This window comes from Pseudomonas sp. W2I6, assembly GCF_030815935.1.
In the GTDB taxonomy this organism is placed as follows: Bacteria; Pseudomonadota; Gammaproteobacteria; order Pseudomonadales; family Pseudomonadaceae; genus Aquipseudomonas.
In genome coordinates this window covers 2,754,053-2,770,295 of sequence record NZ_JAUSXJ010000001.1, presented here as the reverse complement: position 1 = coordinate 2,770,295, position 16,243 = coordinate 2,754,053, and the positions used below count along the sequence as shown (strand labels likewise).

15 protein-coding genes are annotated in these 16,243 nt (G+C 57.3%); 5 read left to right on the top strand and 10 right to left on the bottom strand.

What is annotated here, in order from left to right; genetic code table 11:
• Positions 1 to 139: 139 nt before the first annotated feature.
• On the top strand, positions 140 to 649 hold the full coding sequence (locus tag QF039_RS13055; RefSeq protein ID WP_307421392.1) for a ferritin-like domain-containing protein: 510 nt from the start codon (positions 140 to 142) through the stop codon (positions 647 to 649).
• Positions 650 to 1,709: 1,060 nt separating this feature from the next.
• On the opposite strand, the gene QF039_RS13050 is transcribed toward QF039_RS13055, so the two are convergent.
• The 3 genes from QF039_RS13050 to QF039_RS13040 form a co-directional block, all read right to left on the bottom strand.
• Entirely contained in the window at positions 1,710 to 2,054 is a 345-nt protein-coding gene (locus QF039_RS13050) for a general stress protein (RefSeq protein WP_307518674.1), read from the bottom strand.
• Positions 2,055 to 2,333: 279 nt separating this feature from the next.
• Positions 2,334 to 2,516, bottom strand: coding sequence for a general stress protein (locus QF039_RS13045; RefSeq protein ID WP_307518671.1), 183 nt, complete (start codon positions 2,514 to 2,516; stop codon positions 2,334 to 2,336).
• A gap of 250 nt (positions 2,517 to 2,766) precedes the next feature.
• A complete protein-coding gene (locus QF039_RS13040) occupies positions 2,767 to 3,000 on the bottom strand; it encodes a hypothetical protein (protein WP_307518669.1) in 234 nt (77 codons plus the stop codon).
• Between the two features lie 178 nt (positions 3,001 to 3,178).
• Between QF039_RS13040 and QF039_RS13035 the strand changes: the two genes are divergently transcribed.
• The gene (locus QF039_RS13035; protein WP_307518667.1) at positions 3,179 to 3,418 is read left to right on the top strand and encodes a hypothetical protein; all 240 of its coding nucleotides are present in this window, start codon (positions 3,179 to 3,181) and stop codon (positions 3,416 to 3,418) included.
• Between the two features lie 165 nt (positions 3,419 to 3,583).
• Entirely contained in the window at positions 3,584 to 4,468 is an 885-nt protein-coding gene (locus QF039_RS13030) for a manganese catalase family protein (protein WP_307518665.1), read from the top strand.
• 54 nt (positions 4,469 to 4,522) lie between these two features.
• Here the strand turns inward: QF039_RS13030 and cyoE are convergent, their stop codons facing one another.
• Genes cyoE through cyoA form a run of 5 tightly spaced genes read right to left on the bottom strand, consistent with a single transcriptional unit; the run spans position 4,523 to position 9,240 of the window.
• Entirely contained in the window at positions 4,523 to 5,380 is an 858-nt protein-coding gene (gene cyoE / locus QF039_RS13025) for a heme o synthase (RefSeq protein ID WP_307518663.1), read from the bottom strand.
• Positions 5,377 to 5,715 (bottom strand): cytochrome o ubiquinol oxidase subunit IV, encoded by a 339-nt coding sequence (cyoD, locus tag QF039_RS13020; protein ID WP_307518661.1) that lies wholly within the window; start codon positions 5,713 to 5,715, stop codon positions 5,377 to 5,379. Before cyoD ends, cyoE begins: the two co-directional genes overlap by 4 nt.
• Position 5,716: 1 nt before the next feature.
• A complete protein-coding gene (gene cyoC, locus QF039_RS13015) occupies positions 5,717 to 6,331 on the bottom strand; it encodes a cytochrome o ubiquinol oxidase subunit III (protein WP_307419035.1) in 615 nt (204 codons plus the stop codon).
• A gap of 3 nt (positions 6,332 to 6,334) precedes the next feature.
• Entirely contained in the window at positions 6,335 to 8,308 is a 1,974-nt protein-coding gene (gene cyoB / locus QF039_RS13010) for a cytochrome o ubiquinol oxidase subunit I (protein WP_307518659.1), read from the bottom strand.
• A 2-nt stretch (positions 8,309 to 8,310) separates the two neighbouring features.
• The gene (gene cyoA / locus QF039_RS13005; RefSeq protein WP_307518657.1) at positions 8,311 to 9,240 is read right to left on the bottom strand and encodes a ubiquinol oxidase subunit II; all 930 of its coding nucleotides are present in this window, start codon (positions 9,238 to 9,240) and stop codon (positions 8,311 to 8,313) included.
• A 404-nt stretch (positions 9,241 to 9,644) separates the two neighbouring features.
• On the opposite strand from cyoA, the gene QF039_RS13000 reads away from it, so the two are divergent.
• The gene (locus QF039_RS13000; RefSeq protein WP_307518655.1) at positions 9,645 to 9,959 is read left to right on the top strand and encodes a hypothetical protein; all 315 of its coding nucleotides are present in this window, start codon (positions 9,645 to 9,647) and stop codon (positions 9,957 to 9,959) included.
• Positions 9,960 to 10,376: 417 nt separating this feature from the next.
• Here the strand turns inward: QF039_RS13000 and QF039_RS12995 are convergent, their stop codons facing one another.
• On the bottom strand, positions 10,377 to 10,646 hold the full coding sequence (locus tag QF039_RS12995; protein WP_307518653.1) for a DUF6555 family protein: 270 nt from the start codon (positions 10,644 to 10,646) through the stop codon (positions 10,377 to 10,379).
• 268 nt (positions 10,647 to 10,914) lie between these two features.
• Entirely contained in the window at positions 10,915 to 15,069 is a 4,155-nt protein-coding gene (locus tag QF039_RS12990; RefSeq protein ID WP_307518651.1) for a CheR family methyltransferase, read from the bottom strand.
• A 295-nt stretch (positions 15,070 to 15,364) separates the two neighbouring features.
• Here QF039_RS12990 and QF039_RS12985 point away from each other — a divergent pair, with 295 nt between their 5' ends.
• Positions 15,365 to 16,222 carry an SDR family oxidoreductase gene (locus QF039_RS12985; RefSeq protein ID WP_307518649.1) on the top strand — a complete coding sequence of 286 codons (858 nt, stop codon included), beginning with the start codon at positions 15,365 to 15,367 and terminating at the stop codon, positions 16,220 to 16,222.
• Positions 16,223 to 16,243 lie beyond the last annotated feature (21 nt).

Genomic DNA, 16,243 nt, shown 5'->3' with positions numbered 1-16,243 from the left:
TTGTTTCACATAAATAGGGGCGTGCCGACTACCGAGCTGATTTGGACTCGAGCTCGCTGGACAAGCCTAAACCCTGACGTAAGAAAATGGCGCGCCGTAGGCGCGTGTGGAGTTTTTTCAGCTTAAAGAGGACTACCAAATGGCGACTCCCCAAGAAAACCTGCTCGACTGGCTACGTGACGCGCATGCCATGGAACAGCAAGCGGAAAAGATGCTTAAAGCGCAATCCGAGCGACTGGAACACTACCCGGCGCTTAAGGCGCGGATTGAACAACACATCCAGGAAACCCTCGACCAGCAAACCCTCATCAATGAATGCCTGACACGCTTGGGTGGTAGCTCTTCGACCCTCAAAGACTTGGGTGGCAAGTTGATGGCTTTTGGACAGGCAGTGGGGGGCTCGCTGATGAGTGATGAGGTCATCAAAGGCGCCATGGCGGGTTACGTGTTCGAGAACATGGAGGTTGCCACTTACACGGTGCTCATCGCCGCGGCGCAAGTGGCGGGCGATGCTCAGACCCAAGAGGCGTGCGAGAAAATCCTTCCGCAAGAGATCGCGATGGCCGAATGGTTGCTTGAGCATTTGCCTCAGCTCACCCAAGCGTTCATGGAGCGATCGGCCGATCCCGATAAGGAAGCCAAAAAGTAACGCTGCAAAAGCGTCCGCCGGTTGCACGGCGGGCGCAAATGAAAAAATCTTGTACGCACGTCAAGTAGCGGTCGACAAAATTTTCTTTTCCCGACGACAAACATTGGCAAACCTGGAAAAGCGTTACAAACGCCTAAGTTAGCGTGCCATCGCTTTCATCAACTTATCGATCTCTCCTGCGCGGCGATGCATGAGACCAATAGCTCTGTAATCACCGCGGTTCCCGCTAAACCTACATTCCGTATCCTCAGCCTGGGGGCGTTGTGTCCGACACGTTGAGTAATCCCGAAGGGGGCAGGCGCCGGCGCTCGAAAGTTTCCCAGTCTTTAGGCCTGCGCTGTTCTCCGCAGCGCATGCATACGTATATATCCGGGCTCAAACCTAGATAGTAGCCCTTTCGGATATACGGATGGTTGCAGTGGCTGGATGGACATCCACCGTTAACTTCATACGATTCATTTATCATATTAAAGCCTAAAAAAAGCCCGCACTTAGTACGGGAAAAACAGGAGTAATACCTTGAGACTGCTTGAGCGAACAGGCTCAGTATTGAGAGGGAACAAATGGGCAGTCAGTTTCGTTTATATCGACCTGTTCCGACGAATGGAAACTAACAGGCGAAGCGAAAAGTTGTACAAACTGAGTCGGCCGGTACTGCTTAAGATTACCAAGCCTTCAAGTTATCAAGCCTTTGATCTCATCGAGCAACAAAAAAGCCTGAAGACGCTACTATCAAAAATCCGTTATACGTTATCCACTACTACATGACCTCATTCCTGGATTTCAAAACGAACCGATAAAACGGATCAGCAAGCCGTTGGGCGAGCGCCATGGCCTCACGTCCGTTAGATGGCGTCCATCGGGTAGTTGCCGCACACACTGCCACTTACTTGGGCCGCGCGCGCCAGTAACAACCAGGCGTTGGCAGACCAAGGGCTTGAGTTTATCTGCAGCGGCGCGCAGGCCACGACAAGTCGGCAGGCGCAGAGGGTTATCCCGCAGGCGTATTTCCAGCCATGCAGCAACAGGGGGGCATAACCCCCCTGTTCGGACGTATCAATTATTTACGCCCGCCACCGTGGCTGTTTTCGCCACCTTTGCGCCCAGCCTCAGACGCTTTTTCCCGATCGTTGGCAAAGTTGCCGCCGCTGTTCTGGCCGCCTTTACTGCCAGCTTCGGAGGCACGTTCCGGGTCGTTTTTGAAATTGCCGCCGCTATTTTGGCCGCCTTTACTGCCAGCTTCGGCAGCGCGTTCCGGGTCATTTTTAAAATTCCCGCCGCTATTTTGCCCCCCTTGGCTGCCAATTTCCTGGTAGAACTCTTTGTCGTGGGTGGCCGAAGTGGCTTCGCCACCTTTTTTACCGGCTTCGTTGACTGACATACCACTTTGTTTATCCTGAGACATTTTCAATTACCTCATTATTTATTAACAACAGTAGGCAGATCACTACAAGACGTTACCCATGGCACAGTTTATAGTCTGCCGTTACAGGACGCATGACCGAGCAGCCAGTATGAAAAGTTAAAGCTTATACGGGCAACTGCTTATAACTTCTGCCCCGTCCACCGTAAACGTTCACTCCCATTTGGGCGCGGATCGATTTCAATACAGGCAATCGCTCGCGCAGGGTGGCTGCTCATTGTCAAGTGTGGAAGGGCAGCAAGGCTGCCCCCACGCGATCAATCAGGAGTCTGACTTGCGGCCGCCGCCGTGGCTGTTTTGCCCGCCTTTGCGGCCCGCTTCAGAGGCCTTCTCACGATCGTTGGCGAAATTTCCGCCTGACGATTGGCCGCCCTTTTTCCCAGCTTCGGATGCTTTCTCACGATCATTGGCAAAGTTGCCCGGATTTTTATTACCTGCAGTCATGGTCGTTCTCCCATACTAGTGAGCGCTTCGTTAGTTACCCGTTTGCACAACGGACACCTATTCTGATATCGCTCGGATGAAAAATGTTTGGTGAATTTTATTTTCTGGCGACGAACGGCATGTTGTCAGTAAAACTTATACGAGCGCGCAATTTAATCACCGCTTCGTATAAGTTTTTCAAAGGTGTCTGCGCCGGCGATATGAAATTGATAGCAACTATTCAGCGCTTCGCTTAGTTGTAAGAATTATCTTACGGTTGCTGGTAGTGTTCCGGTATGTTGTCGCCTTCATCGGGCTTCGCGCGCTTTTGCACCTGCACGTCGGTCAGCCGAGCGTCGCGCAGTTCGGGAAATGTCTGCTTGAGCAGCGCTTGCGCCTCGTCGGGTGAAAGGTTGTGGCGGTCGCAGTCAAGGGGCCGGCTCTCTGGCTGGTTATCGACGATGAAACTGATGATGTAGCGTTCGTTATCAGACAGGAGGGTCATCCTCTTCTCGGCTTCAGCCGGTCGTGGGCTCGGTCGTCGAGCACCTATCTGCAGTGACGTGCAAAAGGCAGGCGATGTTCCGGCGAGTTGACCGCATGCCATTCGTCCTTTGCATTGCACTCGAACGTCACAGGCGATTCCAAACAGTTCCATACCCTACCGACTGGAGATTTTCGCCATGAAACACGACCCCTCCAACACCGAAACAATCCTCGTAAAAAATCCTCAAAACCCGAATGATGACGGATGCGTTGTCGACACTGCCGGACGTGACGAAGACCCGAATGCAACAACCGATTGGGATCACCCGGATGACCCGCAACGGCGGCAAGGCAGGGTCGAAGGCACGCAGCCTCCGCCTAACGGCACGCCCGGCATCGACGTCGTGCCAGGGCCCGATAATGACGGCGCGGATTGAGCGCCGAAGGCCCGAGGCCGCCGTTTCGCTTGGCGTGCGGCGTTGTACCGCTGGTCGTGCGCACGCATTATTTTTCAAATTTTCTCCGTGCTGTTGCTTCACATGAAGGTAGGCGCGCGTTCAATCAAGGGCGCCGCCTCGTTCATTCGCCTGAGGAGATTTGTGATGTTTCTACATAACAAGCGACTTCAATACACCGTACGCGTCGCCGAGCCCAATCCGGGCTTGGCCAACCTGTTACTCGAACAGTTCGGCGGCGCCCAAGGCGAGCTGGCGGCAGCGTCGCGCTACTTCACCCAAGCCTTGTCCGAGGATGACCCAGGACGCAAGGACCTGTTGATGGACATTGCCACCGAAGAGCTCAGCCATCTGGAAATCGTCGGCTCGATTATCGTCATGCTCAACAAAGGCGCCAAGGGACGCATGGCCGAAGGGGTCGAAGAGGAGGGTGAGTTGTATCGTTCGCTCAACGGTGCCGGCAACGACTCCCACATCACCAGCCTGTTGTACGGCGCAGGTTCACCACTGACCAACTCTGCCGGAGTGCCCTGGACTGGCGCCTACATTGATACGATCGGTGAGCCAACGGCTGACATGCGTTCCAATATCGCTGCGGAAGCCCGCGCCAAAATCGTTTACGAACGCTTGATGAATGTCACGACTGATCCCGGCGTCAAAGAGGCGCTGGGCTTTCTCATGACCCGGGAAATCGCGCACCAGCTGTCTTTCGAAAAGGCCCTGCACGCGATCCAGCCCAATTTCCCCCAAGGCAAGCTGCCGGGCATGCCGGAGTTCACCCAGGTGTACTTTAATATGTCGCAAGGTGCGGGCAGTGTCCGGGGCCCCTGGAACCAGGGCGAAGACTGGGAGTTCGTGGAAGACCCGCAACCGGCGGTTGATGGCGGTGACGGGATGGCGAGCGTGCAGTTGGATGCCGACGACGATGCACGGTTGAGCGCCATGAAAATCCGCACGGTGTCGGACCCGCTCAGCGACCCAACCACCGGTGCCGACCTGGGCGCGGGCCTGCAGCCCAAGCCTGATCTGTAACCTGTCGCCACCGCACGCCGCGAGGCGTGCGGTGCTTGAGCAGGTGCTCGGCAGCTAACGCGCAATCGCCAACGACAGGTTGAGTACCAGTACCAGCACAATCGAAAACCCGAAGACTTTACGCGCCCAGCGTGCGGGGTTGGCCAGGCGCATGGCGCTCGCCGCCAGCGCCCACCAATAACCGCCACAACCGAGTATCGCGCAAAAATACAGCGCACTCATCTGCGCGACGACGCCCAGCAGGGTCGCGCAGGCGAGGAACATCAGCAGGTACGCCTGTATCTGAACGTTGACTTGGGACAGGGTTAATGTGGGCAGGCGTGCAGCGCGAAAATCCTCGTGGCGCATCACGGTGATTGCGTGCGAGTGGGGCATCTGCCAACTGCAGAACACGGCGATCAGCATCAGTGCGGTGAGGTCAAAGCTGCCCGTCACCGCGCAATAGCCGATGACGGGCGGCATGGCCCCAGAGAGGCTGCCGACCAGGGTGGCCCAATGGGAGCGACGCTTTAACCAGCAGGTGTAGACCCCGACGTAGATTATCAGCCCGGCCAGCGCCAGCAGGCAGGACAGTGCGTTACTGCCGGCCCACAACAGCCCGAAGCCGCAGGCACCCAGCGCAACGGCATACATTGCCGCCGTGGGCACCGTTACTGCCCGGATTGCCAGCACCCGATGGCAGGTGCGCACCATGCGCCGGTCGATGTCTCGATCAACACAGTTATTGAGCACGCAGCCGCAACCAATCACCAGCGCGGTACCCAGCAGAGTGGCGAGCAACGGCACAGGGGCCGCCAGGTGGCTGTTGGCGGCAAGAAAGTAGCCGCCCAGTACGGAGGTGAGGTTGCCAAAGATAATCCCCGGTTTGGTCAACTGGAGCCCGACATTGAACAGGCCCGCCCACTGTCTCAATGCGCCAGCATGTTGTGATGAATACTGTCCATGATCCATAGCGAGAGTCCTACCAGCAGGAGAATGATGACCGCCGAAAAGATCAGCGCGATAAGGTTCCAGCGTTGCTCGGAGGCCGTGTCCAGGTGCAGGAAGAACTTCAAGTGGGCGATGATTTGCACCGCGCCCAGCGCCACCACCAGCCAGGCGGTGACGGTGCGCGGCAACGTCGGGTACATCACGAGCGCGAAGGGGATCAGGGTCAGGAGCACCGAGACGATGAACCCGACCAGGTAAGACCGGCTGCTGCCATGGGCGGTGCCGGCGCTGCTGTGAACCGAACTTTGCTTGTACATGTCACACCACCCCTAACAGGTAGATCACGGTAAAGACGCAGATCCACACCACGTCCAGGAAATGCCAGAACAGGCTCAGGCAACTGAGTCGCGTGGCGTTGGTGCTGGTCAGCCCGCGCTGATGCACCTGGGCCATCAGCACCGCCATCCAGACCAGGCCCGTCAGGACGTGGGCGCCATGGGTGCCGACGAGGGTGAAAAAAGCAGTCAGGAATGCGCTGCGATCCGGGCCGTTCCCCTCGGCGATCAAGTGGTGAAACTCATTGATCTCCATGGCGATAAAGCCCGCGCCGAGCAGGAACGTCAGCCCCAGCCACCGCAACACATGGCTCGGCTGGTTACGGTTCAACGCGAGCATTGCGTAGCCGTAGGTGATGCTGCTCAACAGCAGCAAGAGGGTTTCGCCGAGCACATAGGGCAACTCGAAGATATCCACGGTCGAGGGGCCGCCCGCCACACTGTCGCGCAGCACCGCATAGCCTGCGAACAAGGTCGCAAACAGGATGCAGTCGGTCATCAGGTAGATCCAGAACCCGAACAGGCTCAGCGAGCCCGCGTCTTCGTGGCCCTGTTCCTGCGTGTGGGCAATGTCTTTGTCGATTACGGTATGAGACATGGATCAAGCCTCCGCCAAGTCTTTGAGGCGCGCCGTTTCGATGCGCGCGACCTCGTGTGCGGGCACGAAATAATCGGTGTCCTCGTCATAACTGCGCACGACGAAGGCGACCACCGAGGCCACCAGTCCGAAGATCACCATCCACCAGATATGCCACACCAGGGCAAAGCTGCAGATCAGCGCAAACAGGCTGATGATCAGGCCCGAGGCAGTGTTGCGCGGCATATGGATACTGCGGTAATCGGTGTGGCTGAGGGTGCTCACGCCACGTTCCTTCATGCCCCAATACGCATCCAGGTCGCTGACTTTTGGCTGCTCGGCAAAGTTGTACACCGGCGGCGGGGAGGCGGTGGCCCATTCCAGGGTGCGGCCGTCCCACGGGTCGCCGGTGAGGTCGCGATAGCGCTGGCGGTGGCGAATACTCACAAACAGCTGCAGTGCCTGGGTGGCCACGCCGCAGAGGATGATTGCCACCCCCACCAGCTCCAGCAACAGCCACGGGCGCCACTCTGGGTTATTGAAGTGGTTGAGGCGCCGCGTCATGCCCATGAAACCCAGCACGTATGACGGCATGAAGGCGAAGTAAAACCCGGTGATCCAGCACCAAAAGGCGATGCGTCCCAGTTTGTCGTTCAAGCGAAACCCAAACGCTTTCGGAAACCAGTAAGTGAGTCCGGCCATGTAGCCGAACACGGCGCCGCCGATGATTACGTTATGGAAGTGAGCGATCAAAAACAGGCTGTTGTGCAGCATGAAGTCGGCCCCGGGCACCGCGAGCAAGACCCCGGTCATGCCGCCGATGCTGAAGGTCACGATAAAGCCCAGGGTCCACAGCATCGGCGTCTCGAAACGCACTCGGCCGCGGTACATGGTGAACAGCCAGGTGAAAATTTTCACCCCGGTCGGCACGGCGATGATCATCGTCATGATGCCGAAGAAGGCGTTGACGTTGCCGCCCGAGCCCATGGTGAAGAAGTGATGCAACCACACGACGAACGACAGCAAGGTAATCGCAATCGTCGCCCATACCAGCGACACGTAGCCGAACAGGCGCTTGCTGCTGAAAGTGGCCGCGATTTCCGAAAACACCCCGAAGGCCGGCAGGATCAGGATATACACCTCCGGATGCCCCCACGCCCAAATGAGGTTGACGTACATCATCGGGTTGCCGCCGGCCTCGCTGGTGAAAAAATGCATGCCCAGGTAACGGTCCAGGGTCAGCATCAGCAGGGTGGCGGTCAGGATCGGGAATGCGGCGAGAATCAGCACTGACGTACACAGCGCATTCCAGGTGAACACCGGCATTTTGAACAGGCTCATGCCTTCGGTGCGCATCTTCAAAATAGTCACGAAGAAATTCACGCCCGTTAGTAACGTACCGATGCCGGATATTTGCAGTGACCAGATGTAATAGTCCACGCCAACGCCCGGGCTGTAGCCCAGCTCGGACAACGGCGGATAGGCCACCCAACCGGTGCGTGCAAACTCACCGACACCCAGCGAGATGTTGACCAGCGCCGCGCCGACCACGAACAGCCAGAAGCTCAGCGCATTGAGGAAGGGGTAAGCCACGTCACGCGCGCCGATCTGCAGGGGTACGACGATGTTCATCAAACCCACCACGAATGGCATGGCCATGAAGAAGATCATGATCACGCCGTGGGCGGTGAAGATCTGGTCATAGTGTTCCGGCGGCAGGTAACCCGGCCCCCCACTGGCGGCCATGGCTTGCTGGGTGCGCATCATGATCGCGTCGGAGAAGCCGCGCAGCAGCATCACCAGCGCCACGATGATGTACATGCAACCGATTTTCTTGTGGTCCACCGAGGTGAACCATTCGCGCCACATGTAGCCCCATTTGCGTTTCCAGGTGATTGACCCCACCAGCGTCACACCGATCAGCCCGACGATCGCCAGGGTGTACATCACAATGGGTTCAGTGGTTGGAATCGCGTCCCACGACAGTTTCCCGAACATTGTTAACGCTCCTCAGCCAGCAGGCTCGGATGTTGAGTGGAGCGCTCGCCTGTTTCGTCCAACTGCGTCTGGCGGCGCTTGGCCTTGTTGGCTTTATTCATGCCTTCGTATTTATCGACGATGTCCAGGAACAAGCGCGCCTGAACCGCCGAGTAATAGGTGACGGGGTGCTTGATGGTGGGCTTGGCCAGTTGTGCGTAGCTGGCCTGATCGAGGGGCTGTGCGGCGCCTTTGACTTTCGCCACCCACGCCTGGAAATCGCTGGGGCTCAAGGACAGCGTGGCAAAATGCATGTCGGAGAAACCGGGACCGTTGTAATTAGCGGCGATCCCGGTGAACTGGCCGGTTTCGTTGGCGATCAGGTGCAACCGGGTCTGCATGCCTGCCATGGCATAAATCTGCCCGCCCAGGGCCGGGATAAAAAATGAGGTCATGGCCGCGTCAGAGGTGATGGTGAAACTCAGCGGCGTGTGCACCGGCAAGGCCAGTTCGTTCACCGACGCGATGCCCAGGTCGGGGTAGATGAACAACCACTTCCAGTCGGTCGCCACGACTTGCACATTTACGGGCGGCGTCTGCGAGTCGAGCGGGCGGTAGGGGTCAAGTGCGTGGGTTGTTTCCCAGGTCACCCAGCCCAGGGCAATGATGATAAGCAGCGGCACGCCCCATACAACGGCCTCGATTTTGTGTGAACTGGCCCATCGTGGCGAATAACGCGCGTTCTTGTTGGTGGCGCGGTAGCGATAGGCAAATACAAACATGAGGACGATCACCGGAACGACCACCAATAACATCAGCCCGGTGGCGAGAATGATCAGGTCGCGCTCGTCGGTTGCGATCTGTCCTTTGGGATTGAACACAACCAAGTTGCACCCCGTTAACAGCAACGTTCCGGCGAGGTACATCAGGGAGTACCCGATTATTCGCTTCATGGCCTGCTCCTGTGGTTAAGCATCCGTCGTTTTATTTCAAGCTGCCGCACGACACCCTTGCACGGCGTACAGGTGTTTTAACGCTGCGCTTGTTTAACGCAGCCAAGAGCGTTCGTTGTTCAGGGCGCGAGCTGGCTGCGCCGGTGAAGTTGTCGCTTCTGCCGGGTGTTTGTTCGTGCTACTGATGATCGGAAGTGAAACTACGCCCCTGTCCCAATATTTTGAATAACGTCTTTGGCGTTGGTTTAACAATTTGTTACGCAAGCTGACGAACGGCTAACAAGCGAAACGGTAGTTGCCTTCTGTCGACAAAGTGGCAGCGGCGAGTTGTTAAAATCGCGGAATCATCAATCATTGAAGTGAGTCTTTCAAACACCGTATCGCGTCCGTTTAAGGAGAACAGTATGTTTATTCGAGGCGACATCTATAAGATTTGGGCCGCGCAAGCGCGGGCCGAGCAATGTTTCACCCAGGAGGTTGAAAACGGCTGCCACATTGAAGTCCGGGCGCGGGAGCGCGCGGACGCTGACATTGAAGTGCTGGTCAGTGTCTACACCGCAACAGGGCACTGCGTTGTCGAGCGGACCCAACGGTTGCCGGGCGCGGAATGGACGGTGCGCGACGCCCTCAAGCGGGGTATTGACCAGGCAGAGCGGGTTGCCGGAGGCGAGTCTGGCCGGCTGCCTTGCGCCGATGCGCACCGGCACAGCGATGATTGAAGGCCTCTACGGATGAGGGCCGGACACAAAGCGCCACATCGGTCAGCGTCGGCACTGCTTCAGTGATGGCAACTTGCCAATAACTAAGCGCTTGTTTGAATTTTTTTCACACATGGGTTGAAAGAACGCCCGCTTGTTGGTATCGCTTGTTGCAGACGTGATCTAAAAAACAGGGATGGAGCGTTTATGTCTCATCAACAAGCGGGAAAAAGCTGCGCGGCGTGTGAGGTTGAATACTTCCCCGCGCTCGATAGTCAAGCGCATACGGGTTTGATAGGACATGACCCATGGTGCCCAATTTGCAGAAAAATACAATTAGACCAGCGAGTTGAAGAGGCACTTCAGGAAAGTGTCAAAAAATTGTATTCAATGCTGGCCCGGCGACGGCAGTCATAACGCGAGAAGCGCCGAGCGCTGTTATTCAGGCGGTGGCGGCGCGTAGGGTTTGGCGATGAACGGAATGCTGCCTGATGGGCGCCACGTTACTTGAGCGATGCCATAACGTTCGGCGAGGGGTTTGCTGATGCGTCTGATCTTGTCATGACGGGACTTGGGAATAATGCCGATGCCTGCATCGCAGCATGCCCAGTGCCAAGCCTCCGCGTTGTTCATCGTGTCGGCCCAAATAATAAACGCCTTGGGCATGTTGTGTAAGAAGTATTCAATAATAAATAAAGAGCTGTTCATTGTTCCTCCGGCTATTAGTTTCGTCGGGTTACAGGAACAAAGGTTCATATTTTTTTGAGGCATTAACGGGGAGTCGCCAACCGTCTGATCAAGCGTGTAGAGACGCCGTTTGTCTGGCGATCAAAGTAAGTTTTTAACTAGCGTTAAGGGCATGTGCTCTTTCAAGTAGGCCTGTTACTCCTGCAGGCTGTCAGGTTACACTCCTGTTTGCCCGCACGGTGTGCGGGCATTTTTTTGGGAACTGGCCAGGCGCCGGAATGCCTGCCCGTTATTGTTGCGTATTGCACAAACTGTTGATCAGTTCAATCAGCGACTCATGAGCCACCGGCTTGCTGACGTGATGATTAAAGCCTGACTCGGCGGTTTTTTTCTGATCGTTTGCGGCGCCATAGCCCGTCAGTGCAATGGATGGCGTGGCCTGCAAGTGATCCAGCTTGCGAAGGTTTTTCATCAATTCATGGCCGTCCATGACCGGCATGCCGATGTCCGAAATGATCAGGTCATACCGGTTGGTGTTCGCGGCTTCAAGCGCCAGTCGCGGATCGCCGAAGGCCTTTACGTCGGCACCTTCCATTTCAAGCAGCATCTGCAGCACGAGCAGCACGTCTTCGGAGTCGTCGACCAGCAGGACTGTCAACCCGCCGAGACGGTTATCCTCATCCGGGGTTTCCGGGGTGGCCGGTAGATCATCGTGCTGCTCGCTCAGGGGCAACAGCACTGAGAATGTGCAGCCAAAGCCGAGCCCCTTGGAGTGCACGCTCACATGACCACCGTGAGCCTCAACCAATTGTCGAACCAGCGACAGGCCGATCCCGAGGCCCTCACGCTGATGCGTCTGGTGCTGGTTTTCGGCCTGGCTGAACAGGTCGAAAATCTTGTCCAGGCTCTGCTCGGCCAGCCCAATGCCGCTGTCGATGACGTCCAGCCGCGCATGCCCATCTCCATCCACGCGGCTGAGGACCAACTGCACGCGGCCATCGTCCGGGGTGAATTTCAGCGCGTTGTTGACCAGGTTCCAAATCACCTGCTCAAGCCGCGTAGGGTCGGCATCGACGAGCAGCGTGGTCTGCGGCGCGAGGGAAATATCCAGCGTTACCTGGCAACGGTGGCCGTCGATGAGCACCACGTTGTAGATGTCCTGAAGCGTTTTGGCCAGGTCGACAGGCTGTTTATTCAGCTTGAGCTTGCCGGTGCGCACCCTCGCTACATCCAGCAGGTCGTCAATGATCCGCGCCTGACTGGAAACCGCCTCGCAAATGGTATTGACCGCTTTCATCGCGGGGCCGGTCGCTTTGGTGGCCGGTAAGCGGCGCAGCAACTCGGCGTTGAGCTGAATCAGGTTCAACGGATGTTTGAGCTCGTGAGACATCACCGCGAAAAACTCGTCCTTGAGATGGCTGTTGGTCTGGGTTTCCATCAACCGCTTATGTTGCTCATCATGAATGCGTTTATGGCCGGTGAGGTCGCGAGCGATCTTGACGTAGCCGCGCAGGCTGTCGCTCTTGAGCTGGGTGACTTCGCCACTGCAGTAGAACCGGCTGCCGTCCTTGCGCACATGCCAGCGCTCGTCTTCACCCCGGCCATGTTCGCGGGCAGCGCGCAGTTCATTTTCCGGCACGCCGTCGGTGCGGTCCTCCGGGGAGAAGATCAGGTCGTAGTAAGCGCCCAGCACTTCGTCTTTGGTGTAGCCGAAGATCAATTCCGCGCCGGTGTTCCAGTCGGTGATAGCCCCATGGTCGTCCAGAATGATGATGGCAAAGTCATGGGTGCTTTCGGCCACCAGGCGCATGCGTTCTTCGCCCAGCCTGAGCTCTTCCTCGGCCAGGCGACGTTTGGTGATGTCGATAAAGGTCAGCACGGTGCCGTCGATATGGTCTTCGCTGGACCGATAAGGCAGTAGACGCGCGATGTACCAGCGCTCGTCCTTACTGCTGATCTCGCGCTCGATCATGCTCAACGACTCGAAGACGTTCGTCGCGTCACTGGCCATTTCCGGGTAGTTGAGGCGATGGGTGATGTCCATCAAGGAGCGTCCGGTGTCCACCGGCAGCATGCTGAAGATGTCCGTGGCGCGCGGGGTAAACCAGCGAATGCGCATATTGCGGTCGACAAACACGGTAGCAATGTCGGTGGACGCAATCAGGTTGGTCAGGTAGTCGTTGACCTTGTCGGTTTCTTCTACCTTGGTCTTGAGTTCGTAGTTGACGGTCAGCAGCTCTTCGTTAATCGACTGCAGCTCTTCCTTGCTGGTCTCCAATTCTTCAGTGGCCGAACGCAATTCTTCGTTGACCGCCTGCATCTCCTCGTTGGAGGCCTTGAGCTCCTCGCTGGAGACTTCCGATTGTTCGATGGTGTCCTGCAGGTGCAGCTTGGTACGCTGCAGCTCACGTTCCAGATTGCTCATCATCTGGTTTTCGACGAGGTTGACGCTGGACTCGCCCGATTGCTGCGAGTCGACCTGGGTCTCTTTGAACGTCACCAGGACAAAATCGCTCTCGGTGGCGTCATCCCGGTAGGGAAGGGCCGTGATGTCCACCATGAACAATTCCTGGCCACGCTCCAGTTGCACCTTGCGCGAGGTGACTGGCAGACCGGATTGCTGGACCTGAAACAGCGTGGTGCGAATATCCAGGCGCAGGTCGGGGTGCACCAACGCGAGCAAATTACGCGTCATTTCCCCTGCTATGTAGCGCAGGAAGCGCCCGGCACCTTCGCTGATGTGCAGGATATCGGCCTGCTGATCGACGATGACACTCGGCGGTGCGGCTTTTTCCAGGGCGCGCAGGTGAATTTCAGCAAATGAGACTTTCGTCGGCATCTTGGTTTCAGTGATGGCTGGCAGGATGTTGGGGCGCAAATAGCCACCGCGCGGCATGGTGGGTGCGCGGCGCACCGAGGTCGAGCCAGCACGCACACGAAAGATGCGATTGCGCTTGTCTACCGGCACAAACAGGTCAAGGCAGCCATCGGCTGACTCCGACGAGCCGAGGAACAGATAGCCGCCGGGGCGCAAGGCGAAATGGAACATCTGCAGGATGTCGCGTTGCACTTCCCTGTCCAGGTAGATCAGCAGGTTGCGGCACACAATCAAATCGATCTGCGAGAACGGCGGGTCGGCCATCAAGCTGTGCTTGGCAAACAATACCTTTTCGCGGATTTCCTTGCGCACCCGGTAGTGCTGGTTTTTTTCCTTGGAAAAATACTGGCGCAGGCGCGTAGGCGGGACGTCGGTGATGATTGCTTCGGGGTACACGCCATTGCGGCCATGGCTGATCGCGCGCTCATCGATATCGGTGGCGAACACTTGCATCTTGGCCCCACTGGCGTCCAGGGCCAGTTGATCGGCGACCAGCATGGCCAAGCTATAAGCTTCTTCCCCGGTGGAGCATCCGGCCGACCAGATGCGCACCTCCTCACGATGCGGCGCGGCGTCTTGAAGCGATTTTACCAAGTTAGGAATTACGTCGCGCTCCAGCGCCTCGAAGGCCTCGCGATCACGGAAAAAATTAGTAACGCCAATCAGCATGTCGGCAAGTAATGCCTTGGTTTCCTCGGGGTGTGCCTCAAGAAAATTGTAATAGCTGGCCAGGTCGGGTTGGGCGGTGACCTGCAGGCGTCGCTCAATACGGCGTAACACAGTTGCCCGCTTGTAATGCTTGAAGTCGTGGCCGGTGCTGGCACGTAGCTGGATAAGGATGTCCAGCAACAGCTGCTCCGCAACGGCAATGTCCCGTTCGGTTGCCGGTGGAGTGGTATGGATCTCTGGGTCATTGGCCGTGGGCAGGATGATCGATTGAGCGTTACGCCACAGCTCAAGCAGTTTTTGCGGCATTTCCACCACCGGAAGCGCCAGGTCGACCATCTGCGTTTCGATGGCGGCGAGCGGCATGCCGTCGAACTCGGCGTCTTCCGGCGTTTGTACCAGGGTCACCCCGCCTTGTTCCTTGATGCGCGACAACCCCACTGCGCCGTCGGAGCCGGTGCCGGACAGGATCACGCAAAACGCGCGCTCCTTATGCGTGTCTGCCAGGTCGCGGAAAAATAGATCAATCGCAATATGCGAACCTCCTTCGCGCACCGAGGAGGTTACTGCCAGATAGCCATCATTCATCGCCAGATGTTGTGCGGGAGAGATGACGTAGACGTGGTTCTTTTCGATGGGTGTGGTGTCGGTGACTTGCAGCACCGGCATCCGCGTCGATTCCTGGATGATTTTGTCCGCCACGCTCTGATGGTCGGGTGACAAATGCAAAACCACCACGAAGGCCATGCCACAATCTTTGGGCATATGCTCAAAAAACGCCTTTACCGCTTGCAGGCCACCTGCCGAAGCGCCAATACCCACTACCGGAAAGGTCAGGTTGCTTGGGGTCAGGTCCATGCGTTGCGGAACATTCGGTGACCGCGGTGGGGCAGACTTCATGAGATAAACCTTGGTTAACAGCGCGCTGAAAGTCCGGTATCACACGGTCTCGATTCAGACGGATAAGGATTGATAAAGAAGTGCGAAATATAGCCTAAAAACTGGCCAGCACAGACGTTTTTAGATCGCACGATAATCCCTGTTATTCGGTTGAGGCGCAAACCTTGCGGAAGGTTTATTCAGATCGACGGGTGGTACCTCACCACCGCAACGCTAATCCGGATTTTGCAATTTCGTCTGAACTATTGCCTGCGGTGAGTCCTCGCAAGAATAGGCAAACGAAGGAGGACCTCCGATGAGCAACTACCCAAAACCACCGTTCAAACCCCAACAGCAAGCGGTGCCCGGCGCGCAATACCGGATGGACCCGCAACCCGATTGTGGTGAAAAAACCTATAAGGGTTCGGGCCGTCTGGCGAACAAAATAGCCTTGATCACCGGCGCCGACAGCGGCATCGGCCGAGCCGTCGCCATTGCCTTCGCACGTGAGGGTGCGGACGTGGCGATCTCTTATCTTGACGAGCACGAGGACGCAAAGGAAACCGCGCGCTGGGTCGAAGCGGCCGGCCGCCAGTGCGTGCTTTTGCCGGGTGATTTGAGCCGCCAGCCGCACTGCGCGGCCATCGTGAATGACACGGTAGAAGCCTTCGGCCGCATCGACATTCTGGTCAACAACGCAGCCTTTCAGATGACCTACGAAACCCTGGAGGAAATTTCTGACGAGGAATGGGTGAAGACTTTCGACGTCAACGTCACCGCCATGTTTCGGATCTGCAAGGCCGCGCTGCCCCATATGGCCGAGGGCAGTTCGATCATTAACACCAGCTCGGTGAACTCCGATGCGCCCAACCCAACCCTGTTGTGTTACGCGGCCACCAAGGGCGCCATCGCCAACTTCACGGCAGGCCTGGCGCAGTTGCTCGGCAAGCGCGGGATCCGCGTCAACAGCGTCGCGCCCGGGCCGATCTGGACGCCTTTGATTGTGTCGACGATGCCTGAAGAGTCGGTGAAGAACTTCGGCAGCAGTACGCCCCTGGGTCGCCCAGGCCAACCGGTCGAAGTGGCGCCGATTTATGTACTGCTGGCATCCGATGAGGGCAGTTACATCTCCGGCGAACGCTACGGCGTGACGGGCGGTAAACCGATTCTCTGACGCATGGCCGGCGCAACGTGT

Bases quoted from the DNA above. Each gene is read 5' to 3' on its own strand.
- cyoC (WP_307419035.1), bottom strand. From the start codon at position 6,331: ATGTCTCATACCGTAATCGACAAAGACATTGCCCACACGCAGGAACAG.
- QF039_RS12990 (WP_307518651.1), bottom strand. From the start codon at position 15,069: ATGAAGTCTGCCCCACCGCGGTCACCGAATGTTCCGCAACGCATGGAC.
- QF039_RS13050 (WP_307518674.1), bottom strand. From the start codon at position 2,054: ATGTCTCAGGATAAACAAAGTGGTATGTCAGTCAACGAAGCCGGTAAA.
- QF039_RS13000 (WP_307518655.1), top strand. From the start codon at position 9,645: ATGTTTATTCGAGGCGACATCTATAAGATTTGGGCCGCGCAAGCGCGG.
- QF039_RS13055 (WP_307421392.1), top strand. From the start codon at position 140: ATGGCGACTCCCCAAGAAAACCTGCTCGACTGGCTACGTGACGCGCAT.
- QF039_RS13045 (WP_307518671.1), bottom strand. From the start codon at position 2,516: ATGACTGCAGGTAATAAAAATCCGGGCAACTTTGCCAATGATCGTGAG.
- cyoD (WP_307518661.1), bottom strand. From the start codon at position 5,715: ATGTACAAGCAAAGTTCGGTTCACAGCAGCGCCGGCACCGCCCATGGC.
- cyoB (WP_307518659.1), bottom strand. From the start codon at position 8,308: ATGTTCGGGAAACTGTCGTGGGACGCGATTCCAACCACTGAACCCATT.
- QF039_RS13035 (WP_307518667.1), top strand. From the start codon at position 3,179: ATGAAACACGACCCCTCCAACACCGAAACAATCCTCGTAAAAAATCCT.
- cyoA (WP_307518657.1), bottom strand. From the start codon at position 9,240: ATGAAGCGAATAATCGGGTACTCCCTGATGTACCTCGCCGGAACGTTG.
- QF039_RS12985 (WP_307518649.1), top strand. From the start codon at position 15,365: ATGAGCAACTACCCAAAACCACCGTTCAAACCCCAACAGCAAGCGGTG.
- QF039_RS13040 (WP_307518669.1), bottom strand. From the start codon at position 3,000: ATGACCCTCCTGTCTGATAACGAACGCTACATCATCAGTTTCATCGTC.
- QF039_RS13030 (WP_307518665.1), top strand. From the start codon at position 3,584: ATGTTTCTACATAACAAGCGACTTCAATACACCGTACGCGTCGCCGAG.
- QF039_RS12995 (WP_307518653.1), bottom strand. From the start codon at position 10,646: ATGAACAGCTCTTTATTTATTATTGAATACTTCTTACACAACATGCCC.